At 65.9% G+C, this 21,125-nt stretch carries 25 protein-coding genes and 2 tRNA genes; 18 read left to right on the top strand and 9 right to left on the bottom strand.

All coding sequences use genetic code 11. The features are described 5' to 3' along the window. Positions 1-235: 235 nt before the first annotated feature. Genes N2M23_RS08630 through N2M23_RS08595 form a run of 8 tightly spaced genes read left to right on the top strand, consistent with a single transcriptional unit; the run spans position 236 to position 7,385 of the window. Entirely contained in the window at positions 236-739 is a 504-nt protein-coding gene (locus tag N2M23_RS08630; protein ID WP_265444761.1) for a PhzA/PhzB family protein, read from the top strand. After that, positions 736-1,944, top strand: coding sequence for a 3-deoxy-7-phosphoheptulonate synthase (locus tag N2M23_RS08625; RefSeq protein ID WP_265444759.1), 1,209 nt, complete (start codon positions 736-738; stop codon positions 1,942-1,944). Before N2M23_RS08630 ends, N2M23_RS08625 begins: the two co-directional genes overlap by 4 nt. Beyond that, a complete protein-coding gene (locus N2M23_RS08620) occupies positions 1,941-2,582 on the top strand; it encodes an isochorismatase family protein (RefSeq protein WP_265444758.1) in 642 nt (213 codons plus the stop codon). The genes N2M23_RS08625 and N2M23_RS08620 overlap by 4 nt, the downstream gene beginning before the upstream one ends. Continuing rightward, the gene (locus N2M23_RS08615; protein WP_265444756.1) at positions 2,579-4,420 is read left to right on the top strand and encodes an anthranilate synthase family protein; all 1,842 of its coding nucleotides are present in this window, start codon (positions 2,579-2,581) and stop codon (positions 4,418-4,420) included. The genes N2M23_RS08620 and N2M23_RS08615 overlap by 4 nt, the downstream gene beginning before the upstream one ends. Beyond that, on the top strand, positions 4,420-5,250 hold the full coding sequence (locus N2M23_RS08610) for a PhzF family phenazine biosynthesis protein (RefSeq protein WP_265444754.1): 831 nt from the start codon (positions 4,420-4,422) through the stop codon (positions 5,248-5,250). The genes N2M23_RS08615 and N2M23_RS08610 overlap by 1 nt, the downstream gene beginning before the upstream one ends. After that, positions 5,243-5,890 (top strand): phenazine biosynthesis FMN-dependent oxidase PhzG, encoded by a 648-nt coding sequence (gene phzG, locus N2M23_RS08605; RefSeq protein ID WP_265444752.1) that lies wholly within the window; start codon positions 5,243-5,245, stop codon positions 5,888-5,890. The genes N2M23_RS08610 and phzG overlap by 8 nt, the downstream gene beginning before the upstream one ends. A 20-nt stretch (positions 5,891-5,910) precedes the next feature. Beyond that, the gene (locus N2M23_RS08600; RefSeq protein ID WP_265444751.1) at positions 5,911-6,354 is read left to right on the top strand and encodes a PhzA/PhzB family protein; all 444 of its coding nucleotides are present in this window, start codon (positions 5,911-5,913) and stop codon (positions 6,352-6,354) included. A 26-nt stretch (positions 6,355-6,380) separates the two neighbouring features. Beyond that, positions 6,381-7,385, top strand: coding sequence for a methyltransferase (locus N2M23_RS08595; RefSeq protein WP_265444750.1), 1,005 nt, complete (start codon positions 6,381-6,383; stop codon positions 7,383-7,385). Here N2M23_RS08595 and N2M23_RS08590 read toward each other — a convergent pair. The 3 genes from N2M23_RS08590 to N2M23_RS08580 form a co-directional block, all read right to left on the bottom strand. Next, a complete protein-coding gene (locus N2M23_RS08590; protein ID WP_265444749.1) occupies positions 7,378-8,295 on the bottom strand; it encodes a LysR family transcriptional regulator in 918 nt (305 codons plus the stop codon). The two genes, N2M23_RS08595 and N2M23_RS08590, sit on opposite strands and share 8 nt — an antisense overlap. Positions 8,296-8,479: 184 nt before the next feature. Further along, a complete protein-coding gene (locus tag N2M23_RS08585) occupies positions 8,480-8,893 on the bottom strand; it encodes a hypothetical protein (protein WP_265444747.1) in 414 nt (137 codons plus the stop codon). A 270-nt stretch (positions 8,894-9,163) separates the two neighbouring features. Further along, positions 9,164-9,487, bottom strand: a complete 324-nt coding sequence (locus N2M23_RS08580) for an antibiotic biosynthesis monooxygenase family protein (RefSeq protein WP_265444746.1) — start codon at positions 9,485-9,487, stop codon at positions 9,164-9,166. 49 nt (positions 9,488-9,536) lie between these two features. Here N2M23_RS08580 and N2M23_RS08575 point away from each other — a divergent pair, with 49 nt between their 5' ends. From N2M23_RS08575 to N2M23_RS08565, 3 genes are read left to right on the top strand one after another with little or no spacing between them, the layout of a single operon-like run. Then, the gene (locus N2M23_RS08575; RefSeq protein ID WP_265444745.1) at positions 9,537-10,406 is read left to right on the top strand and encodes an alpha/beta fold hydrolase; all 870 of its coding nucleotides are present in this window, start codon (positions 9,537-9,539) and stop codon (positions 10,404-10,406) included. A gap of 11 nt (positions 10,407-10,417) precedes the next feature. Beyond that, positions 10,418-10,903, top strand: coding sequence for a glutathione peroxidase (locus N2M23_RS08570; RefSeq protein ID WP_265444744.1), 486 nt, complete (start codon positions 10,418-10,420; stop codon positions 10,901-10,903). 5 nt (positions 10,904-10,908) lie between these two features. Continuing rightward, a complete protein-coding gene (locus tag N2M23_RS08565) occupies positions 10,909-11,559 on the top strand; it encodes a phosphotransferase family protein (RefSeq protein ID WP_265444742.1) in 651 nt (216 codons plus the stop codon). A gap of 85 nt (positions 11,560-11,644) precedes the next feature. Here the strand turns inward: N2M23_RS08565 and N2M23_RS08560 are convergent. The 3 genes from N2M23_RS08560 to bcp form a co-directional block, all read right to left on the bottom strand. Further along, positions 11,645-11,719 (bottom strand) — tRNA-Leu (locus tag N2M23_RS08560). 372 nt (positions 11,720-12,091) lie between these two features. After that, positions 12,092-12,223 (bottom strand): hypothetical protein, encoded by a 132-nt coding sequence (locus tag N2M23_RS08555; RefSeq protein ID WP_265444740.1) that lies wholly within the window; start codon positions 12,221-12,223, stop codon positions 12,092-12,094. A gap of 52 nt (positions 12,224-12,275) precedes the next feature. After that, the gene (gene bcp, locus N2M23_RS08550) at positions 12,276-12,743 is read right to left on the bottom strand and encodes a thioredoxin-dependent thiol peroxidase (RefSeq protein ID WP_265444738.1); all 468 of its coding nucleotides are present in this window, start codon (positions 12,741-12,743) and stop codon (positions 12,276-12,278) included. Positions 12,744-12,820: 77 nt separating this feature from the next. On the opposite strand from bcp, the gene N2M23_RS08545 reads away from it, so the two are divergent. Together N2M23_RS08545 and N2M23_RS08540 are read left to right on the top strand one after the other, a co-directional pair. Then, positions 12,821-13,105 (top strand): DUF3618 domain-containing protein, encoded by a 285-nt coding sequence (locus N2M23_RS08545; RefSeq protein WP_265444736.1) that lies wholly within the window; start codon positions 12,821-12,823, stop codon positions 13,103-13,105. Positions 13,106-13,150: 45 nt separating this feature from the next. After that, positions 13,151-13,450, top strand: a complete 300-nt coding sequence (locus tag N2M23_RS08540; RefSeq protein ID WP_265445128.1) for a GroES family chaperonin — start codon at positions 13,151-13,153, stop codon at positions 13,448-13,450. A 96-nt stretch (positions 13,451-13,546) separates the two neighbouring features. On the opposite strand, the gene N2M23_RS08535 is transcribed toward N2M23_RS08540, so the two are convergent. The 3 genes from N2M23_RS08535 to N2M23_RS08525 form a co-directional block, all read right to left on the bottom strand. Next, entirely contained in the window at positions 13,547-14,737 is a 1,191-nt protein-coding gene (locus N2M23_RS08535; protein ID WP_265444735.1) for a glycine C-acetyltransferase, read from the bottom strand. A gap of 3 nt (positions 14,738-14,740) precedes the next feature. Beyond that, on the bottom strand, positions 14,741-15,778 hold the full coding sequence (gene tdh, locus N2M23_RS08530; protein ID WP_265444733.1) for an L-threonine 3-dehydrogenase: 1,038 nt from the start codon (positions 15,776-15,778) through the stop codon (positions 14,741-14,743). 60 nt (positions 15,779-15,838) lie between these two features. Continuing rightward, positions 15,839-15,914, bottom strand: a tRNA-Lys gene (locus tag N2M23_RS08525). A 133-nt stretch (positions 15,915-16,047) separates the two neighbouring features. Here N2M23_RS08525 and N2M23_RS08520 point away from each other — a divergent pair. The 5 genes from N2M23_RS08520 to N2M23_RS08500 all read left to right on the top strand — a co-directional run bounded on the left by N2M23_RS08520 (position 16,048) and on the right by N2M23_RS08500 (position 21,105). Next, the gene (locus N2M23_RS08520; RefSeq protein WP_265444731.1) at positions 16,048-16,251 is read left to right on the top strand and encodes a hypothetical protein; all 204 of its coding nucleotides are present in this window, start codon (positions 16,048-16,050) and stop codon (positions 16,249-16,251) included. Between the two features lie 54 nt (positions 16,252-16,305). After that, a complete protein-coding gene (locus N2M23_RS08515) occupies positions 16,306-18,432 on the top strand; it encodes a YihY/virulence factor BrkB family protein (RefSeq protein ID WP_265444730.1) in 2,127 nt (708 codons plus the stop codon). Positions 18,433-18,578: 146 nt separating this feature from the next. Then, positions 18,579-19,010: a hypothetical protein gene (locus N2M23_RS08510; protein WP_265444729.1), complete on the top strand. Its 432-nt coding sequence runs from the start codon at positions 18,579-18,581 to the stop codon at positions 19,008-19,010. Further along, positions 19,007-20,212 (top strand): cupin domain-containing protein, encoded by a 1,206-nt coding sequence (locus N2M23_RS08505; RefSeq protein ID WP_265444728.1) that lies wholly within the window; start codon positions 19,007-19,009, stop codon positions 20,210-20,212. The genes N2M23_RS08510 and N2M23_RS08505 overlap by 4 nt, the downstream gene beginning before the upstream one ends. Next, the gene (locus N2M23_RS08500) at positions 20,209-21,105 is read left to right on the top strand and encodes a sucrase ferredoxin (protein ID WP_265444726.1); all 897 of its coding nucleotides are present in this window, start codon (positions 20,209-20,211) and stop codon (positions 21,103-21,105) included. Before N2M23_RS08505 ends, N2M23_RS08500 begins: the two co-directional genes overlap by 4 nt. Positions 21,106-21,125 lie beyond the last annotated feature (20 nt).

Raw genomic sequence — 21,125 nt, 5'->3', positions numbered from 1 at the left:
GGATGAATATCGCGAAAACCGTTGGCATGGAACATGATTCAGCGAGTCATGGACGCGGGGTGACAGTGTGTGAACAGCACCTATCGTGCGGGTTTCCCGCGGCTTCATTCAGCGGGCCTTGTGGCGACGCCCAGGCGGCCCACAGGCTTTCGATTGGCCGATCGACCGGGGTGTGGCACGAGCGCGGTGTGGCTCCACGGTGGGTGCAATCAGATTTGAGTAAGGGGAGGACGAGATGTCGGAAAACAAGTTTCTGCGGAAGCCGGATCCGGGAGAGTTCGCACGCGAGTTGGATCTGCGAAGCCAGAATCAGGCGACCGTTGAGGCGTACATGGTCTGCACTGGGCAGGCTCGGCTCCGCCGGCATGAGATGTTCGCCGAGGATGGTGAAGGCGGCCTGTGGACCTCGGACAAGAACGAGCCGATCGTTACTAAGGGCCGCGACCGGCTTGCAGAGCACGCGAAGTGGTCACTGCGCTGCTTTCCGGACTGGCAATGGTACAACATCGAGATCTTTGCGACGCATGACCCAAACCGTTTCTGGGTGGAATGCGACGGGCGCGGCATAATTGATTTCGACGGCTATCCAAGGGGTTTTTATGAGAACCATTTCATGCATTCATTCGAGCTCGCGAACGGGAAGATCGTGCGCAATCGCGAGTTCATGAACCCGCTCAGGCAAATGGCTGCACTGGGAATTGACGTTCCGCAGATCTCCAGAGAGGGGATTCCGCTATGACGATGGATCTCATGCCGCGTGAAAGAACCGGGCCGCTCGCGTCGATCGAGGAGCGAATGGGGGCCGCCCTACAGCAACCGCAATGGCCCGATCCTGATCGGGTAGACGCGGTCCGTTCCGCGTTGCGGGGACGCCCAGCCTTGGTGCGCCCCGAGCACGTCATCGACTTGCAGACGCGATTGGCACGGGTGGCCGGTGGCGACGCAGTTGTCATCCAGGCCGGCGACTGCGCAGAACACCCTGAGGAGACGGATCCGATCTCAGTGGGCCGCAAGGTCGCCTTGATCAGTTCGCTCGCCGGGATCCTCAGTGCTGAGTTGGGTCGCCCAGTGATCAAAGTGGGCCGCATCGCAGGTCAATTCTCCAAGCCTCGATCGCGTGCGACTGAGTTAGTCGACGGTGTCGAGCTCACGGCGTATCGCGGTGAGATGGTCAACTCCCAGCAGCCAACGGAGTCCGACCGGCGTCCCGACCCGATGCGAATCTTGACCGGCTATCTCGTGGCTTCCGATGTCATGCGTCACCTGGGCTGGCTGACGCCGAGCCGCGGGGTCAGGAGCACTGCCAGGACGTGGACTTCGCACGAGGCACTGCTCCTGGACTACGAGCTGCCCATGGTCCGTACCGACGAGTACGGGCGTCTATTTCTCGCCTCGACCCACTGGCCCTGGGTGGGTGCGCGCACCCGGAACCTGAACGGTCCACACCTGGAGCTGATGAGCCGCGTCATTAATCCGGTCGCCGTCAAGATCGGGCCTGACGTCGGGGTTGCAGAAATTCGGGAGCTATGTCAGTTGCTGGACCCGCACCGGCTGCCTGGCCGGCTAACGCTGATATCGCGGATGGGCGCGGACCAAGTTTGTGAGGGATTGCCCAGACTGGTCGGCGCGGTTCGTGATGCCGGGCATCCCGTGATTTGGATGTGCGACCCGATGCACGGCAACACCATCACGGTCGCGGGTCGAAAGACACGAATGGCTCGGGACATCGTCGCGGAAGCCGAGAGTTTTGTCCGAATAGTCCGCAACGCTGGCGTACACCCCGGCGGACTCCACTTGGAAGCCACGCCGGACGCGGTCACCGAGTGTGACCTAGGTGACGGCACAGCTGACCCGGATGCGTACCGCACTCTGTGTGACCCCCGGTTGAACCCTGAACAGGCAACACGCGTTGCTTCGGCGTGGGCGCGGGGTGGTGTGCGGTGAACACCACAGCGAGCGGGGTCGGCTTGCCGATCATCGACAGCTACCGGTTGCCTGTCCACCGGCCGATGCTGCCGGTGGCGTTGGATTGGATCGTTTCGCCGGCGCGCACTCTCGTCCTAGTCCACGATATGCAGCGGTACTTCGTGGAGCCATTCCCCGAACAAATGCGAGCGGATCTCGTCGGCAACGTCGCCGCGGTCACTCAAGCGCTCCGTGAGCGAGGGGCGATCGTAGCGTTCTCTGCACAGCCGGGCGATATGACCAGCACCGAGCGGGGTCTGCTGAACGATTTTTGGGGTCCAGGGATGAAGGCCTCGCCCGATCAGCGTCAAATTATGCCGGAGCTCGCTCCTCACCCAAGTGACTGGCATTTCACGAAGTGGCGTTATAGCGCGTTTCACCGGTCGGATCTGCTCCAGTGCATGCGGGAGTCCGGACGGGACCAGCTGGTGCTGTGCGGGGTGTACGCCCATGTCGGCATTCTGGCGACTGCTCTCGACGCCTTCACCAACGACGTGCAGACCTTCATCGTCGCTGATGCCGTCGCTGATTTCTCCGAGCAGGAGCACCGGTGGGCCTTGGACTACGCCGGTCGCCGTTGCGCTCAGATCATTATGAGCACCGAGGTAGTCGCATGAATCTGCTGCAGCGAATCCTTAAATCACCGCCACCGGCCTTCGCCATCATCGCACGCGGTGACGACCAGACAGTCACTGTTCACGTGGGGGATGTCGCTTACCCCCGGACCATCGATGAACTGCCCGATGGCGACAGTGGGCCAACCATTGCAGTCGTTCCTTTTCGGCAGGTCTCAGAGCGAGGGTTTAGCTGCGTGGACGACGGCACCCCACTCCTTGCCATCCGATCATCCTCCCAAGAGGACATCTCGATGAGTGAGGCACTTGAAGCCCTGCCTGATGTCGACACCGAACTTTTGGACGGAGCATTCGACCAGTCCGACGACGAATACGCCGACATGGTGAACACCGTCAAACAGCACGTGATCAGTGCCGGTGACGGTGCGAACTTCGTGCTCGCCCGACAGTATGAGGCGCGCCTGGCCCGGCCCGGCGCGAATGCGGGTCCTAGCGTGTTGCGCCGATTACTGGCGAACGAGGTATCGGCGCACTGGACCTTTCTCGTGCACGCGGGCGGTCGCACCCTAGTCGGCGCGAGTCCTGAACTGCACGTGAGTTTGCGAGGCGGCGTTGCCGCAATGACACCAATCAGCGGCACCTACCGATACCCGGCGACGGGTCCGAGCGAACTGGGCGTCCTGCGGTTTCTTCGCGATCAGAAGGAGACGAGTGAACTCTTCATGGTTGTGGACGAGGAACTCAAGATGATGACTGAGATCTGCTCGGAAGCCCCGACTGTCACCGGGCCGTTCTTGCGCACCATGGCGCGCCTTGCTCACACCGAGTATCGAATCGAGGGCCGCTGCGAAGAGGACCCGCGGGTCGTTCTCCGCGAGACGCTGCTCGCTCCGACCGTCACTGGTGCGCCGTTGGAGAACGCTTGCCGGGTAATCGCTCGGCACGAGCCATCTCCTCGGGGGTACTACAGCGGGGTAGCCGCATTGATTGAATCCGATGACGACGGGACGGCGGCCCTGGATTCCGCCATTCTCATACGCACGTGTGAGATTGACTCGGAGGGCGGAGTCCGCCTCGGCGTCGGAGCGACCCTCGTTAGCGGTTCGGATCCCAGAACCGAGGTTGCGGAGACCCACACCAAAGTCGCGACTCTCCTCGCCTCCTTCGCGCGAACTGCACGGGCTCCCGACCTGCACACCGAGTCTGTGCAGCGCGCTCTTACGCAACGTAACTCACGCCTGTCTCAGTTCTGGGTCGGCGGACGCCCAGCGCGGTCGATGCAGAGGCGCTGCCGTGGCCTGTTGATAGACGCGGAGGATTCGTTCACCGCGATGCTCGACGCCCAACTGGACGCGATCGGGATCGATGTGCGCAGGCACCGCGTCGACGACGTCCAAGCTCTCGACGATGACTTTGACTTGCTCATTCTCGGTCCCGGCCCTGGTGACCCAACCGATCTGTCGTTACCGAAGAATCAGGTCCTTGGGCTTCTTGCGGACCGGATGCTGGCTTCGAGACAGCCAATGCTCGCCATCTGCCTCAGCCATCAAATCCTGTCGGCCAGGATGGGCCTACCAGTTCAACGCAAGCAGACACCAAACCAAGGGGTGCAGCAGGAGATCGATCTGTTCGGTGCGCATGAGCGGGTCGGCTTTTACAATTCCTTCGCAGCAATACTGGCCGGAGATCAGCCGCCGCCGGCCGGCCTGGAGATCGCCTTTGATCGCGCGACGCGCGAAGTACACGCCATGCGGGCGCCTGGCCTGTCGTCGATGCAGTTTCACCCGGAGTCCGTGCTGACGATGAATGGACCGGATCTTCTGGCTCGGGAGATCGATCACGTCTTGGCGACGTCACGGGTTCGCGCGGAGGCGGATTGATGAGGCGCTTTGTGACGGTCGACTGTTTCACCAAGACCAGGCTGCACGGCAATCCGGTGGCAGTCTTCGGCAACGCAGACGGGATGAGCGCGGAGCTGATGCAACGCGTCGCTCGGGAGATGAACCTCTCGGAGACCACTTTCGTGGTTCCCCGGCCACAACGTGGAGAGTTCTCGGTGAGGATCTTCACCCCGGTCAATGAGCTCGCGTTTGCGGGCCATCCGCTGCTGGGCACGGCGCTTGCGCTCGCAACGGAAGCCGAGGACGGCGAGCTCGGATTGCATACCCAAGTGGGGCGAATTCCGGTGCGTCTATCGGAAGATGACACTTGCGTGCGAATGACACAGCCCACTCCGACGGTGAAGACGTTCGACCAGTGGGAGGAACTTTTGGGTGCCCTCGGTGTGACTGAGTCCGCGATGCCGTTGGAGATTTACCACAACGGCCCGCGGCACGTCCTCGTCGGCCTGGCCAGTGTCGCTGAATTGACGAGCCTGCGGCCCGATCATCGTGCGCTTGGTGCCTTCGAAGATATGGCTGTGAACTGCTTTGCCGGGTCCGGGACGCAGTGGCGAAATCGAATGTTCTCGCCGGCCTACGGTGTGGTCGAGGACGCCGCGACCGGTTCGGCCGCTGGCCCGATCGCCATACACCTCGCCCGCCATGGAGCGGCCCGACTCGGCACGCCCCTATGCATCACCCAGGGTGTCGAGATAGGGAGGCCGTCGGACATGTACGCGTGTGTCTCACAAGACCACGAAGGGGGATCCCGGATGGTTCAGGTCTGGGGCCACGGCGTCCTGTGCGCGGAAGGTCGAATGCATGTCTGACCTTGCCGAACGCCACCGATCCGAGTCGATGACGGCCACTCGGCCGGCGGAGTTCCCCGAATATCAGTCACCGCCATCCGATCCAATGCCGTTGCTACACAGATGGATCGAGCGGGCCGCCGAGCTCGGAGTACGAGAACCGTTGGCTCTCGCGCTTGCGACGGTGGACGCTAGCGGCCACCCATCAAGTCGCATCGTCGTGGTTGGCGAAGTGACCAATGCCGGTCTGGTCATCGCCACTCACTCAACGAGCCGGAAGGCGCAGGATGTTAGGTCGAACGAGCGAGCCAGCGGCGTACTCTACTGGAGGGAAACGAGCCAGCAATTGCAGTTCGAGGGCCGAATGATCGCTCTCGATGAAGCATCGTCCGATCGACTTTGGGACAAGCGGCCGACCTTTACCCACGCGATGACGGTCGCATCCGAGCAGAGCGCGAACCTGACAGATCCCACCGAACTGCGTTCTCGTGCAGCCCGGTTGGCTGCCGAAGGACGCCTGCCTCGACCCGCGCGATACACAGCATACGAGTTCGTCATATCGACAATCGAGTTCTGGGCGAACGGAACAGACCGCCTGCACGAGCGACTGCGCTACACCCGGGCATCGGCCGGATGGTCCTGGGACCGACTTCAACCGTAGATCGGCGAAGGAGAGTGGCATTGAAACCTGGACTCGAATTGATTGACGCGTACCTCGACGTCAGTCACGAGGCGCGCCTAAATCGTTACCAGCTTTATGACGAGAACGGCTCTGCGTCGTTGTGGTTCACCGATCGCGGCAAACCGATCACGGTTCGTGGCCGCGGTGACCTGCGTAAGCACAACGAGCTCTCTATCCAAGTCCTGCCCGACTGGCAGTGGCACGATGTCGAAATTCATCTCGACGACAACGGCCGCACTGCATGGGTTGAATGCACAGGAGAGGGAACAATTCTGTTTCCCAGCTACCCCCGAGGTCACTATCGCAACAATTTCGTGCACCGGTTCGAGTTCTGGGACGGGCTGATTGTATCGACGCGTGAGTACACCAACCCGCTGGAACACATGCGAGCATTGGGAATCGCGATCCCACAGATTCGACGCGATTGGATACCCGAAGCATGACCGGGTCCGGCCAGACGGAGACATCTGTGATCGAACTCTTGACGGGTGGATGGCGCGCGCAACTGGCGCGCGTTGGGGTCGAGCTGCGCATACCCGACCTCCTCACTGCTGCCGATCGCACGGTCGCCGAGCTGAGTACCCGCACCGCCGTTCCACAGGACCTCATGTATCGGCTGATGCGCGGGCTGGACTCGATCGGTATCGCCGAGAGACTTCCGTACGAGCTAGGCAGGATCACCGAGGCTGGCGCGACCTATACGCTCGGACCGTTGGGTGTCCACCTGGTCGATGCGCCCGGGAGCATGCGTGACGCATGCCTGCTGTACGGCGGCGAATTCCACAGCGCGTGGGGCAACGCTCCAGCGGCCTTTGGCTCCGGCTCAACGGGATTCGAGGCTACCTACGGCACCGAGTTGATCCCGTATCTCGCGGCGAATCCACCTGCTGCTAAACGGTTCCAGAGTGCATTGGCGGCAACTAGCTTCTATTTTGATCTGCTGGCGGATGCGTTAGAGGTTCCCGTTCACGGTGTTGTCGTGGACATTGCGGGTGGAAGTGGCGCATTGCTCGCCCGGGTTCTGCAGGCCCGCCCGCGCGCCCGCGGCGTGCTTACCGACCTGCCGCACATGGTCGCGATTGCGGATGGCACCTTCGTAGATGCCGGGCTGACGGAGCGAGTGACCACGATGCCCCTCGATTTGTTCAGCGGACGCTTGCCGCAGGACGCGGACACCTACGTCTTGTCGCGGGTACTCGGCGACTGGAGCAACGAAGAATGCGAGCGGATACTCACGAACATCAAGGTCTCAATGGGTCATGAATCGCGACTGTGGATAGTGGAACGGCTGACCAGAGATGACGGGTCCGCGCCACTGGCGACGCTTTGGGACCTGCACCTCCACGTCATCAATGGGGGACGTCAGCGATCGATCCGGGAATATCAGCGGTTGGCCAAGGAGTGCGGTTTGGAGATCGTCGAGGACAAGCGCCTTCCCGCGGACAATGCCGCTCTGGCCCTACGGCTCAGGTAGTGCGTCGGCCACGTCGCCGTGACTCCTGCGCGCGATGGTTCATGAACGGCCGACTGGTGACGACTTCACGGAAGGCGACTGCGGAAGCGGGGAGTTCGCGGTCTCTGCGCCACATCAGTCGCAGGGTGCGGTGTGCGCCGGGCGAGGCGATGTGGGCCCATGCAACCGGCGCGTGAGTGCCGGCTCGCTGGGACATCGCGGGGATCAGGCCGATGCCCAGACCGGCGCTGATGAGATCTTGGGAGACGCCTGGTTCGTTGGACTCACACGCGATGGTCGGTTGGGCGCCGGCATCGGCGAAGAGGCGTTCCAGCAGTTCCCGCTGCCAGTGCCCGCGTCGCGTCGTCACCCAGTCCTCGGTGGTGAGGTCGGCAACGGGTATGGCGTCCTGGTGGGCGCGCGGGTGTGACTGTGGCATGGCGAGTAGCACTTCCTCGCGCACCAGCTCGACCGACTCGAGATCTTCGGCATTGACCGATTGGGATGCGATGCCGAAATCTATTTCCCCGGAGCGCAATTGGCGGCGCATCTCTCCGGCCGCCGCCTGCTGCAGGCGCACCCTAATCTCGGGCTTCACGCGACGAAAGGTCGAGAGTACGCCGGTGAGGGTGAGCAGCGACTCGGCTGCGACCACGACCTCGCCGCCGGCGCCGCCCTTCAGGTCGTCCAGGGCGCGGCGTCCGTCATCCAACTCGCTCAGCGCACGTTCGACATGTCGCAGGAACACCCGGCCGTTCTCGTTCAGGCGGACGCGGCCCTGTCGGGTGAACAGCGGCACACCCAGCTCGTCCTCGAGCCTTGCAATCGTGCGGCTCAGCGACGGCTGGGCGACGTGCAACTCGTCGGCGGCCCGGCTGAGGTGCTCGAGCCGGGCGACCGTGCGGAAGTATTGCAGTGCGAGTAGATCCATCCACCCTCCCTCAACGATGCGACCGTATCGGGTGAGCAGAGCCTGATGGACGGGAGCGGTGACAGACGTCCGGGGCGACGGGGTGGAAGGGGCGACCCGTCATACACGATCGAGCGGCGGCCGGTCCCGGCTCCGGACCGACCTGCCGCTCGACGTGTGACGTGCAGGATCTGACGACTTGTTGTTACAGGCCCTCGCCGTTGTTGTCCGCGCCCGCCCAGTTGTTGTCCCAGTTGACGTCGGTGGTGCCCGACGGGTAGCTGTCGATGTAGACCTCGACGTGCACCCGGTGCCACGGGGCGTAGTGGTAGACGCTCCAGTTGAAGGAGAAGGACTGGCCGGGGGCGAGCGGCTTCAGCGTGCGAAGGCCGTTGCCGTTGAGCCCGATCGGGAAGACGCTCAGCTCGCCGGAGCCCTTCGGCGAGACCATGGTCGCGTGGACCTCGTTGGGCATGCCGGGCATGTTCATCACGCCGTACTTCACGACCGTCCCGGCGGGAATGGTCGTGGTGCCGTTGTTGACGATCGAGGCGACGCCCCAACCGCTGATGCCCTGCATCTCGCCGGTCTGCTGCATCGTGACGGTCCCGTCGACCATCGTGTCTGCCGCGTGTGCTTGCGGTGCCGCCATCCCAAATGTGGCCAAGGCCGTTACCGCTGCGCCTGCGGTTGCGACTGCGACTTTACGTTTCATGACTTTCCTACCTCCGGGTGTGGGTGCCATCGTCGGACAACTGGACTAGACAGCTGTCCAGTCGCACAGTAGCGGGCGCTGAGGGGGCGGCGGGTTAACAGTTCGTACGGAGATCACCAAGAATGTGTCGACGCGGTCGGGCGTGCTGCCTCAGACGTGCTCACGTCGACGTGGTCACGGGTGGGACTCGGCCCGTACGTCCTGGAAGTGGTCGACCATCGGCACCGGGTCGTAGAAGTGGTGCAGGGCGGCACGCCAGCACTGATAGTCGTCGGACTCACGAAATCCGACGGTGTGGTCGGCGAGTGAGTCCCACTCGACGTGGAGCAGGTATTCATTCGGACGCTCGACGCAACGAGAGAGACGAAGACTGCGAAAGCCCTTCTGCCGCTTGATGATCGGCACAGCGTCTGCGAACGCCGCTTCGAACGCGGCCTCGTGCCCGGGGCGCACTGGCAGCACGACGGACTCGATGCAGGGTGCGTTGTCGGAGGTCATATCCGCACGCTACCGAGCCGGCTCACATCCGCCGTGGCAGTCTTGCCACATGACCCTGATCAAGCTGCCCGACGGACGTGACCTCGACATCCGGATCAGTGGAGCGGCCGACGGTCCGGTGCTGCTCTTCCACCATGGCACGCCCGGATCGCTGCTCCCGCGGTCCGCCATGGTCGAGTCGGCGAAGGAGCGGGGCATCCGTCTGGTCACGTATTCCCGTGCAGGGTATGGCGATTCGGCTCGCAAGCCGGGCAGGTCCGTGGCCGACATCGCGGACGACGCAGCCGCCATACTCGACCACCTGGGTGTGGAGAAGGCGATGACCGCCGGATGGTCCGGCGGCGGACCGCACGCGCTGGCGACGGGAGCCCTGCTGCCCGACCGCATCACCGGCATCCTCAGTATTGCGGGGGTCGGGCCGTACGACGAGCCGGATCTGGCCTTCCTCGAAGGCATGGGGGAGGGCAACCACGTCGAGTTCAATGCTGCCGCCGAGGGCGAGGAGGCGCTGCGGCGAGTGCTCGAACCGATGCGCGCCGAGCTCGCGGACGCCAAACCCGCGGACATCATCGCCGAGCTGAGCAGCCTGCTGCCCGATGTCGACCGGGCGGTCATCACCGACAAGACTGGTGATGAAGTCGCGGCCAACTTCGCCGAGGCGCTCAAGAACGGCGTCGACGGCTGGGCCGACGACGACCTAGCCTTCACCCAGCCGTGGGGATTCGAACTCGGCAGCATCACCGTGCCGACCTTCGTCTGGCAGGGCAGCCTCGACCTGATGGTGCCGTTCGCGCACGGGCAGTGGCTGGCCGCCAACATCCCCGGCGCGACCGCGCACCTGGTCGACGGCGAAGGGCACCTGTCGATCGGCATCGGCGCCACCGACGCGATGCTGGACGAACTGCGCGAGACGTTCTGAGTGAGGCTGACGTGACCACGCTGGGTGACTTCACCGCCGACCTGCTCGACGGCACGCCGCAACCCCTCGACGCGTATGACGGCAAGGTCGTCCTCGTCGTCAACACCGCCTCCAAGTGCGGATTCACCCCGCAATACAAGGAATTGGAGCAGTTGTGGCAGGACTACCGGGACCAGGGGCTGGTGGTGCTCGGCTTCCCGTGCAACCAGTTCGGGCACCAGGAGCCCGGTGACGCGGACGAGATCGGCGGCTTCTGCGAGCGCAACTACGGCGTCACCTTCCCGATGTTCGCCAAGGTCGACGTCAACGGCGACGACGCGCATCCGCTCTACGCCTGGCTGCGCAACCAGGCGAAGGGCGCGCTCGGCAGCAGCGGGATCAAGTGGAACTTCACCAAGTTCCTGATCGGCAGGGACGGCTCGGTGCTCGCGCGCTACGGATCGGCAACCAAGCCGGGCAAACTCGCCCAGCCCGTGGAGCGAGCGCTGGCCGGCTGAGATCTGTGCGCCACGGTTACACCAACAGCACCGAGCGGGTCGGCGACCTGGTCCTCAAGAGGTATGCCGGGCCGGACGCGGAGCATCGCGCGGTCGCCGAGAGACGAGCGCTGATCGCACTCGGCGGACGATATCCGGTGCCGGAAGTCGTTGCGACAGAGTCACATTCGCTGGTGACGCAGTGGGTCAGCGGTGACCACGGACAGGATCTGATCGACGCCGGCGAAGCAGTGACCGTGCTTGCGGCGTGTGGTGCTGTGTTGCGGGTGCTGCACGGACTCGATCGCAACCTGCTGTCCAAACGCGCGACCGGTGGCGTCATCAGTCATGGGGACTTTGGGCCGAACAACGTCCTGCTCGACGCAGGGCGACGCGTATGCGCGGTGCTCGACTGGGAGTTCAGCGGGATCGGTGCACCGATCACGGACGTCGCCTGGTGTGAGTGGATCGTCAGGATGCATCACCCCGACGCCGTCGGTGCCCTACCGGCCTTCTTCGATGCGTATGGCGAGCGTCCCTCGTGGCGGCAGCGGCAGGCAGAGATGTTGCGCCGGTGCTCCTGGCTGGAGGACTTCACCCGCCGCTGGGATCCCGAAGGCGCGGGCGTCCCGCTCTGGCAGGACCGGGCCGCCGTCACACGCAGGTGGCGGGAGTGACCCGAGCTCCCCGGGCGAGTCCGGCCGCTACCGCTCTACACATCGTGCGCCATACCGCACGATGTGTAGAGCGCCGGCCGCAATGTGCGGCCGGTGAGATTCGAACTCACACTGTCGGGTACCTAAAACCCGTGCCTCCTGCCAGTTGGGCTACGGCCGCTCCGCGGTGGAGTCTAGTTCGTGATTGTGGTCGGGCTGGACTTGGTCCAACGGCGCATGGCGAATGTTGGGCATTGGGAGTGGCAGTTGGGACACAGCAACCGGAGATTCTCCGCGACGTTGTTATTGAGGTCCCCATCGATGTGGTCGACCTGCAGGACCAGGGGTGCGCCTCGCCATTCCGGCGCGTCCTCGCAGATCGCACAGCAGTCCTGCCTGCCAAGCAGGAGCAGTGCCCGCTTCGGCCGAGCGCCGTGAGTGCGTGGCGACCCGCTGGGTCGCCGGACGAGAAGACTCAGCGGATCGGTCCGAGGGGTGCGGTCTAGGTGGCGCCTTTGACGGGTGAAATGGGACGTGTCGATGCCGTACCGCTTCAGCAACCGGCTGATATGAGCGTGAGTGCGCCCGCCTGTTGAAGTCCGAGGTTTCGCAGCACATCGGTTACTGAATCGGCGTCGCGCACGGCCTCGGTCAGCAACTCCGGGGTGTACTTCAATCTGCCCATGATCGAACGCTATTAGTCAGCGCCGACAACCGGACCAGGCGGCGGAGCCGCGTCATACCAGCTGGAGCGCCTTGCTCAACGAAGCGACGTGGCCGGTGGCCTTGACGTTGTAGCGGGCGAGCTCGACCGTGCCCTCCGGGCCAACCACGATCGTCGAACGGATGACGCCGACGACGGTCTTGCCGTAGAGCTTCTTCTCGCCATATGCGCCGTAGGCCTCAAGCACCTGCTTGTCCGGGTCGGCGAGCAGCGGGTAGGTGAGCGACTCCTTCTCCACGAACTTCGCCAGCTTCTCCGGCTTGTCGGGCGAGATGCCGACGACCTCGTAACCGGCGCCCTGCAGGGTGGCGAGCGAGTCGCGGAAGTCACAGGCCTCCTTGGTGCAGCCGGGCGTCATCGCGGCGGGGTAGAAGAAGATCACCAGGTGCTTGCCGGCGTAATCGGCCAGGGACACCTCCTTGCCCGAGTCGGACGTCAAGGTGAAGGCGGGGGCTTTGTCACCGATCTCGAGCCGCGGCATGGCATGTCCTCCTGGTTACGAACGGGGGTTCCTGCGTTATCGTCTCAGGCGAATCGCGACCCGCCTAAGGAGACATCATGGCTGACAAGGCCCCCGCGAAGCCCGCGACCCGATCCGCCCAGCAGATCGAGGCCGACCTCGCGGCGACGCGTGAGCGACTCGCCGGCACGATCGACGAGCTGAGCTTCCGCGCGCAGCCGAAGGAGATCGTCAACCGGGCCGTCGAGGACGTGAAGCTCAAGGCCAACGACGCCACCCGCACGCCCGACGGTGAGCTCAACACCCAAAAGCTCGGTATGGCGCTGGGCGGCGTCGCTGCAGTGCTGCTCACGCTCGGCATTCTTCGCCGCGCGCGCAGCTGACACCCCGTGGCTGACGCAGCTTCCTCGGGGAACCTCCCGATCAAGATGCTGCACGACCGGCTGCTGGTGTCCGCGGACGCCGAGTCGGGTGAGCGCAAGTCCGGCGGCGGCATCGTCATCCCGGCGACCGCCTCGGTCGGCAAGCGGCTCGCCTGGGCCGAGGTCGTCGCCGTCGGCCAGCACGTGCGGCAGGTCAAGCTCGGGGATCGGGTGCTCTTCGACCCCGAGGAGCGTGCCGAGGTCGAGCTGCAGAGCAAGACCTACCTGCTGCTGCGCGAGCGCGACCTGCACGCGGTCGCGGCCAAGCGCGTCGACTCCAGCAGCTCGACCGGGTTGTACCTCTAGTCGCTGGTTTCGATACGCGGCTCGTGCCTCGCCGCTACTCAACCAGCGGGGCTTTCCTCGCCGCTACTCAACCAGCGGGAGTTTCGTCGCCGCTACTCAACCAGCGGAGTCGCGGGCCTCGATGAAGGCCTGCACGCAGGCGCGCACGTCGGCCTCGCTGTGCGCGGCCGACAGCTGCACCCGGATGCGTGCCTTGCCCTGCGGCACGACGGGGTAGGAGAACGCGATCACGTAGACCCCGCGGGCCAGCATCGCGTCGGCGATCTGCGCCGCCTGCCGCGCGCCGTCCTCACCGGGGAACATGATCGGCGTGATCGGGTGGCTGCCCGGCAGCACCTCAAAACCGGCCTCGGTCATCAGCGACCGGAACAGCTCGGTGTTGGCCGTCAGCTGCGCGCGCTGCTGCGTCGAATTGCCAGCGATCTCAAGGGCTTTCAGCGACCCTGCGACGACCGATGGGGCGACGGCGTTCGAGAAGAGGTAGGGACGCGACCGCTGTCGCAGCAGATCGACGATCTCCTGATGCGCCGCGACATACCCGCCGGAGGCCCCGCCCAGCGCCTTGCCGAGCGTGCCGGTGATGATGTCGACCCGGTCCATCGTGCCGGTGAACTCCGGTGTGCCGCGGCCGCCGTCGCCGACGAAGCCCACCGCGTGGGAGTCGTCGACCATCACCAGCGCGCCGAATTCCTCTGCCAGGTCACAGATTTCGGCCAACGGCGCGTAGTAGCCGTCCATCGAGAAGACTCCGTCGGTCACGATCACCGTATGACGGGAGCCGGCGTCTTTCGCGGCCTGCAGCTGAGCCCGCAGATCGTCCATGTCGGCGTTCTTGTAGCGGAATCGCTTGGCCTTCGACAGCCGGATGCCGTCGATCAGCGACGCGTGGTTGAGTTCGTCGGAGACGATCGCGTCCTCGGGGCCGAAGAGCACCTCGAAGATGCCGCCGTTGGCGTCGAAACAGGAGGAGTAGAGGATCGCGTCGTCCGTCGACAGGAAGCCGGCCAGTGCGCGCTCGAGGTCGCGGTGCTGCGTCTGCGTGCCGCAGATGAAGCGCACGCTCGCCATGCCGAAACCCCACTCGTCCAACGCGTTTCGCGCCGCATCGAGCACGTCGGGGTGGTCGGCCAGGCCGAGGTAGTTGTTGGCGCAGAAGTTCAGCGCCTCGGAGCCACCGGTGGCGACGTGCGCCGACTGCGGCGTCGTCAGCTCACGCTCGTGCTTGGTCAGGCCGGCGTCGTCGATCTCGCGCAGCGTCTGCTGCAGCGCGTCCTTGTTGGCGTACATCCGTCAGCTCCAATCCATCACGACTTTGCCGACCTCGCCCGAGCGTGCGGCGTTGAAGGCGTCCTGCCACTGCTCCGCCGGGAAGCGGTGGGTGATCACCGAGGCGACCGCACGCTCCAGCTCCGGGGAGGATTGCAGCATCGAACTCATGGCATACCAGGTGTCGTACATCTCCCGGCCGTAGATGCCCTTGATCGTCAGCATGTGGGTGATGACCCGGCCCCAGTCGATCGCGAACTCGTCGGCGGGCAACCCGAGCATCGCGATGCGGCCGCCGTGGTTCATGTTGTCGATCGCCTCGCGCACCGCGGACGGGTTGCCGGACATCTCCAGCGCGATGTCGAAGCCCTCGCGCATGCCGAGGTCGTGCTGCGCGTCGGCGATCCGCTCGCGCGAGACGTTGACCACCCGGTCGGCGCCGGCGGCCTTGGCCAGGTCGAGCCGGTAGTCGCTGACGTCGGTCACCACGACGTAGCGGGCACCGACGTGCTTGGCGATCGCGGCGCCCATCACCCCGATCGGTCCGGCACCGGTGACCAGCACGTCCTCGCCGGCGATCGGGAAGGACAACGCGGTGTGGGTAGCGTTGCCGAACGGGTCGAAGACCGCGCCCACGTCGGGGTCCAGGTCGTCCGGCTGCACCCACACATTGGAGGCAGGTATGACGACGTAGTCCGCGAACGCGCCGTTGCGATTGACCCCGACAGAGCTGGTCCGGATGCACAACTGGCGACGCCCCGCCCGGCAGTTGCGGCACTCGTTGCACACCACGTGCCCCTCGCCGGAGGCGAGCTGGCCGACCTTGACGCTGGTCACACCCGGGCCGATCTCGACGACCTCGCCGAAGAACTCGTGCCCGATGATCAGTGGCGGATTGACGGTCGAGGCTGCCCAGTCGTCCCAGCCCTCCAGATGCAGGTCGGTGCCGCAGAGGCCGGCCCGCCATACCTTGATCTTCACTTCACCCGCGCCGGCAGTCGGCTCCGGAGCATCGATCAGCTCCAGACCGGGACCGGCACTCGTCTTTGCAAGTGCACGCACCGAACCAGTCTCGCATGCGAAAAACCCCAGGTCACAAGGGGACCCGGGGCTCTTCGAGGGTGGTGCGCCATCAGGGACTCGAACCCCGAACCCGCTGATTAAGAGTCAGCTGCTCTGCCAATTGAGCTAATGGCGCAACGAGGGAAAACCTTAGCAGGCAGTTGTCGCAGATCTGAAATCGAGCCGATCAGCGACGCATCTCGCGCAGGGCGACACCCGCGGCGAGCAGTGCGACGACCACCGACCCGGCGACGATCACCGTGCGCGTGGTGTCCGACGACCCGCTGACCGGCCGTCCCGACGCGGACGGGCGGTCAGTGGTGGACTGGCTGAACGACAGCGTCCCCGTGGATGACGAACTGCTCGCGCGACTGCTCGACGAGGTCGATGGAGCGTCCGGGGTAGTCGTCGCGACCTGGCCGGTGGGTGCAAGCACTGCCGGGCTCGTGCTGCTCGCGGTGTTCGTGCTGTAGGTCGGCAGCGGCGGCGCCGACGACGTCGCCGAGGAGTACGTCGGTGCCGAGCTGGTGGGGGAGAACGGCGTCTGGGTGGAGCTCGTCGGCTGCCACGGCGGCAACGTCGGCCGGGTCGTGGGCGGCCGGGTGGTCGGTGGGCGCGTCGTTGGGGGAGGCGTGCTCGGCTCGGTCGGGCCGGTGCTGCTGCTGGATGACGAGCTGCCGGAGCTGGACGACGAACTCGAGGAAGGTTCGGCAGGCTCTGCCGTCGCCGAAGTCGCGGCCACTGCGAGCGCGCAGCCAACGCCCACCATCAAGCCGGTGGCCGTCAGCCCACCCCTCCACCTCATGGCGTCATTCTGCACTGCGGTGGGCGCGCGATCTCGCATCTTGGCGAGTCCGGGCGCTAAGTTGCTGGGTCAGTGCCAGAAGTTACAGCCCCGATCTGCAAGAGGACATATCCGAATGTCGTTGCTGTTACTCAATGACGAAGAGGTAGACCGGCCGAAGGAAGACATTCCGGACGCCCCCGCCAAGCCGGACTGGAAGGTCGCGCTCAAGCGGGCAGTCAGCAAGTTCTCCACCGATCAGTGCACCGACAAGGCGGCAGCGCTGACCTATTACTCGATGCAGTCGCTCTTCCCCGGGCTGATCGCGGTGCTGTCGCTGATCAGCGTTTTCGGCAACGGCAAAGAGACCACCGACAGCCTGGTCAAGATCCTTGCCGGGATCGCCGGGAAGGACCCGAACGACAAGTCGCTCAGCTCGATTCGCGACTTCATCGGCAACATCAGCACCCAGGGTGGCGGCGGGATCGCCCTGGTCGTCGGTATTTTGCTGTCGATCTGGTCGGCATCGGGGTACGTCGGCGGATTCAGCCGCGCGCTCAACAAGATCTACGAAGTCCCCGAGGGCCGCCCGGTCTGGAAGCTGCGGCCGGCGCTCTACCTGGTCACGATCATCGAGGTGATCCTGATCATCGTGGTGATGATCGCACTCACCACGACCGGCAGCGTCGCCCGATCGATCGCGAGCGAGGTCGGCATCCCGAGCAACGTGGTCACGATCTGGGACATCGCCAAGTGGCCGTTCGTCGTGCTGATCGTGGTCTTCATCATCGGGATGCTCTATTGGGCGACCCCGAACGTACGCAAGACCAAGCGCGACATCTTTACCTGGGGCGCGCTCATCGGTTTCGTGGTCTGGGTGGTCGCCTCCGGTGCGCTGGTCACCTACTTCGGACTCACCCAGGGCGCCAGCTACCAGAAGACGTATGGCGCGTTCGCGGGCGCGATCATGTTCATGCTGTGGCTCTGGATCACCAACATCGCGATGCTCTTCGGGGCCGAGGTGGACGCCGAACTGATCCGCACCCGGCAGCTGAAGTCCGGTCTGCCCGCTGAGGAGATGATCCTGCTGCCGCCCAAGGACGACTCCGGCTTCGCCGGGCAGGACCTGAAGGCGGCGACCACACTCGACACGGCGCACGACCTGCGGCTCACCTCGATGAAGGAGGCGTCCGGCGACCCGACCAGTTACGGTCGCGCGTCACTGGCCGCCGGGCATGCCGCGCTGGTCAGCGGCGAAGCCAGCACCGCCGTGCGGGACAAGCAGTCCGGCATCGTCGGGCCGCGTGACGCGAGCGCACCGCGCGGCACCGGCAGCGCGTTGCTCACCTCCAACGACCGAAAGGCGGGAAACACCGTGACGTCATACAACCCACAGTCGGGGCCGGCAGTGGAGGAGGCGCGACTGCTGCGCCGCGACGCCGCCCTGATCAAGTCACAGAAGTCGCGCGCGGCGCGTGATCGGCTCGCCCGGCAGGAGGCCAAGGCCAAGGCCGCGGCGAAGGAGCGAGAGAAGAAGGCCGCGCAGGCACGCAAGATCGCCGAGTCACACATCACCCGTGAGGAGCGTTGGGCCTCGGTTGACCGGGTCCGCGCACAGTACGCACCGACCGAGACGGCCGAGCGCGATCAGGTCGCCGCCGAACGCACCGCCCGTCGCGCGACGTATGACGCGAATCTCGCTGAGCGGCAAGCGAAAGCGGCCGCCGAGCCGCCGAAGCCGCCCGAGCCGAAGAAGCCCAAGGTGAAGAAGCCGCCGATGCCGAGCGCGCTGCGCACCGAGACCGAGCAGGAGCAGCAGCGGCGCCGCGACGAATGGTTCGCCGCGCACCCACCGCGGTCCACTGATTGAAATCGAGTGGACCCGCTCCCTTTTGGATGTGGCGCGGATGGGGTAGACACGTTGGTGGCGTCGGCATCGGCCGCGCCCCCGCGGGTGGACAGCCCGCAGTGCACCCAACAGGTCCCTGATGGACCACGAGATTCGCAGGAGGACGCATGACTGATTCCACGCAGGACTCGTTCGGGCAGGAAGGTTCGACCGGGGGTAACGACAACCTCTCCGGCGGCCAGGACAGCAACACCGGCGGTTCCGGTGGCTTCGGTGGCTCGGAGGGTCCCGCTGACGGCGGAGCCTCGGGCCAGCAGGGTGTGCAGGACGGCGGTGCCGATGGCGGCGCGGCCGGCGGTGCTGGTGGCGCCGGCGGAGACGGTGGTGCCGACGGTGGCGCCGACAGCGGTGCCGAAGGACCCGCCGACGGCGGAGCTGCCGGTTCGACCGGCCAGGACGGCGGCGCCGACGGTGGCGCGGGCGGTGGCTCCGGTGAGGGCCCGGCCGACGGTGGAGCTGCCGGTTCGACCGGCCAGGACGGCGGCGCCGATGGCGGTGCCGACGGTGGCGCCGGCGGCGGCTCGGACTTCAACAATTGAGCATTTCTCGCTCTGACCTTCGCGACCCCGGTGCCTCTGCAGGCGCCGGGGTCGCGTCGGCTCGCTTGTTCGACATACCTCTGCCGACCTTCGCCGACGAGCATTGGGCAGCGCGTGCGCTGCTCACCCGTGACGCCGACGACTACCGCGATCTCTTCTCGGCCGCGGCCGTCGACGAGTTGCTCTCCGAACGGGGGCTGCGCACGCCGTTCCTGCGGATGGCCAAGGACGGGTCGACGCTGGCCGAGCGCAGCTTCACCTCCGGCGCCGGTGTCGGCGCGACGATCGCCGACCAGCTCGACGACACCGCCGTATGGCGGCAGTTCGCCGACGGCGCGACCATCGTGCTGCAGGCATTGCACCGCACCTGGTCGCCGATCACCGACTTCACTGCCCGGCTCGGCACCGAGCTCGGCCACCCGGTGCAGGCGAACGCCTACGTCACTCCGCCACAGAACCGCGGTTTCGACGACCACTACGACGTGCACGACGTCTTCGTGCTGCAGATCGAGGGCAGCAAGCGCTGGATCATCCACGAGCCGGTGCACCCGGACCCGCTGCGCGACCAGCCGTGGACCGACCGCCGAGACGCCGTCGCCGAAGCCGCGACGCGACCGCCCGTCATCGACACCGTGCTGCAGCCCGGCGACTGCCTTTACCTGCCGCGCGGCTGGCTGCACGCCGCGCAGGCACAGGGAGCGGTGTCGATCCACCTCACCCTCGGCATCCACAACTGGACCCGATACGCCGTGGCCGAACAACTCATGCAGGACGCGCTGGCCAGGATGCGGCAGGACCCCGAGCAGCGGGCCTCCCTGCCGCTGGGCGTGGACGGCACGGCAGACGTCGTCGACGAGGTCCGCCGGGCGCTCGCGGCGGCGCTCGAGCAGGCCGACCCGGAGCCGGCCTTCCGGCGCACCCGCGGCACCCAGGCACGCCCCGCCGCGCTCGGTCCGTTGCAGCAGCTCGCCACGCTCGACGCGTTGAGCCCACGGACGACCTTGCGCCTGCGCGGCAACCTTGCGCCCCGGCTGGACGGCACCCGGTTGCACACGCGGGTCGGGTGGCTGGACCTGCCGACCGATGACCTGCCGGCAGCCGAATTGCTGCTCGGGGGAGGGGCTTTCAGCGCCGACGAGCTCGGTCTGGAGTTCGCGCGGCGCCTGCTGCGCGCCGGCATCGCCATACCCGCTGCGCCGTGACGCAGACCGGCGATTTCAGGTGTGCTGTGCAGGCGCGCCGGCGAGGTGACGACCAGGCCGGCACGGCGGCTCCGGCGCGCGGCTGGGTGCTGATCGAGCACCACGGGCCGTGGCCGTTCGGCGGCTTCGCCGAGCTCCCGATCGACCCGGAGATCGTCCAACCGGTCAGACACGCCGCGCAGCGAATCGGCGCTCGGGTGTTGCTGATTCGGCGCTATGGCCGCCGTGTTGCCGAAGGCCCGTTGCGGTGGGCAGTGCTGCGGTATGACGCGGACGGCAACCACCGGCAGCAATGGGGTACGTGGAGCACGGACCAGGACCTGCTGCGTATTGTGCCGGCGACCGAGGCGCCCGGCCGCAGCGATCTGCCGCCGGTCTTCCTCGTCTGCACGCACGGCGTGCACGACGCCTGCTGCGCGATCCGGGGACGTCCGGTCGCTCGCGCGCTCAGCCAGGTGTGGCCCGAGAACGCCTGGGAATGCAGCCATGTCGGCGGCGACCGCTTCGCCGCCAATCTGCTCGCGCTGCCGTCCGGTGTCTACTTCGGCGAGGTCGAGCCGGCCCAGGCGGTCGAGGTCATCCGGGAGCTGTTGCGCGGTCAGGTGTCCGCCGATCACCTGCGCGGCTATGCCGACCTGGCCCCGGCCGCCCAGGTCGCGGTGATCGAGGTGCTACGTCGCTTCGGTCCCGCGGGCCGGCACGCCATACGGCTGGAAGAAGCGGTGCGGTCCGGGGAGCAGTGGCGGGTCAGCTTGCGCTGCGCGCCTCCGCTGCCGGCGCGGATCGAGGTCGAGCTGCGGGCGCACCTGCTGCCGCAGGCCAGGCTCACCTGTCGCGCGCCGCTGCCGACGCAGGCGGTCGGGTTCGCGCTGGTGGAGCTGCGGGCGGACTGACCGACGTGCAAAGGCCCGGT

The organism is Flexivirga meconopsidis, assembly GCF_026162425.1.
Classification (GTDB): domain Bacteria; phylum Actinomycetota; class Actinomycetes; order Actinomycetales; family Dermatophilaceae; genus Flexivirga; species Flexivirga meconopsidis.
The sequence above is the reverse complement of the archived record's forward strand: the minus strand, read 5'-3'. Positions and strand labels throughout refer to the sequence as shown.

Bases quoted from the DNA above. Each gene is read 5' to 3' on its own strand.
- N2M23_RS08630 (WP_265444761.1), top strand. From the start codon at position 236: ATGTCGGAAAACAAGTTTCTGCGGAAGCCGGATCCGGGAGAGTTCGCA.
- N2M23_RS08625 (WP_265444759.1), top strand. From the start codon at position 736: ATGACGATGGATCTCATGCCGCGTGAAAGAACCGGGCCGCTCGCGTCG.
- N2M23_RS08615 (WP_265444756.1), top strand. From the start codon at position 2,579: ATGAATCTGCTGCAGCGAATCCTTAAATCACCGCCACCGGCCTTCGCC.
- N2M23_RS08610 (WP_265444754.1), top strand. From the start codon at position 4,420: ATGAGGCGCTTTGTGACGGTCGACTGTTTCACCAAGACCAGGCTGCAC.
- phzG (WP_265444752.1), top strand. From the start codon at position 5,243: ATGTCTGACCTTGCCGAACGCCACCGATCCGAGTCGATGACGGCCACT.
- N2M23_RS08590 (WP_265444749.1), bottom strand. From the start codon at position 8,295: ATGGATCTACTCGCACTGCAATACTTCCGCACGGTCGCCCGGCTCGAG.
- N2M23_RS08585 (WP_265444747.1), bottom strand. From the start codon at position 8,893: ATGGTCGACGGGACCGTCACGATGCAGCAGACCGGCGAGATGCAGGGC.
- N2M23_RS08580 (WP_265444746.1), bottom strand. From the start codon at position 9,487: ATGACCTCCGACAACGCACCCTGCATCGAGTCCGTCGTGCTGCCAGTG.
- N2M23_RS08575 (WP_265444745.1), top strand. From the start codon at position 9,537: ATGACCCTGATCAAGCTGCCCGACGGACGTGACCTCGACATCCGGATC.
- N2M23_RS08555 (WP_265444740.1), bottom strand. From the start codon at position 12,223: ATGGGCAGATTGAAGTACACCCCGGAGTTGCTGACCGAGGCCGTGCGC.
- bcp (WP_265444738.1), bottom strand. From the start codon at position 12,743: ATGCCGCGGCTCGAGATCGGTGACAAAGCCCCCGCCTTCACCTTGACG.
- N2M23_RS08545 (WP_265444736.1), top strand. From the start codon at position 12,821: ATGGCTGACAAGGCCCCCGCGAAGCCCGCGACCCGATCCGCCCAGCAG.
- N2M23_RS08540 (WP_265445128.1), top strand. From the start codon at position 13,151: ATGCTGCACGACCGGCTGCTGGTGTCCGCGGACGCCGAGTCGGGTGAG.
- N2M23_RS08535 (WP_265444735.1), bottom strand. From the start codon at position 14,737: ATGTACGCCAACAAGGACGCGCTGCAGCAGACGCTGCGCGAGATCGAC.
- N2M23_RS08510 (WP_265444729.1), top strand. From the start codon at position 18,579: ATGACTGATTCCACGCAGGACTCGTTCGGGCAGGAAGGTTCGACCGGG.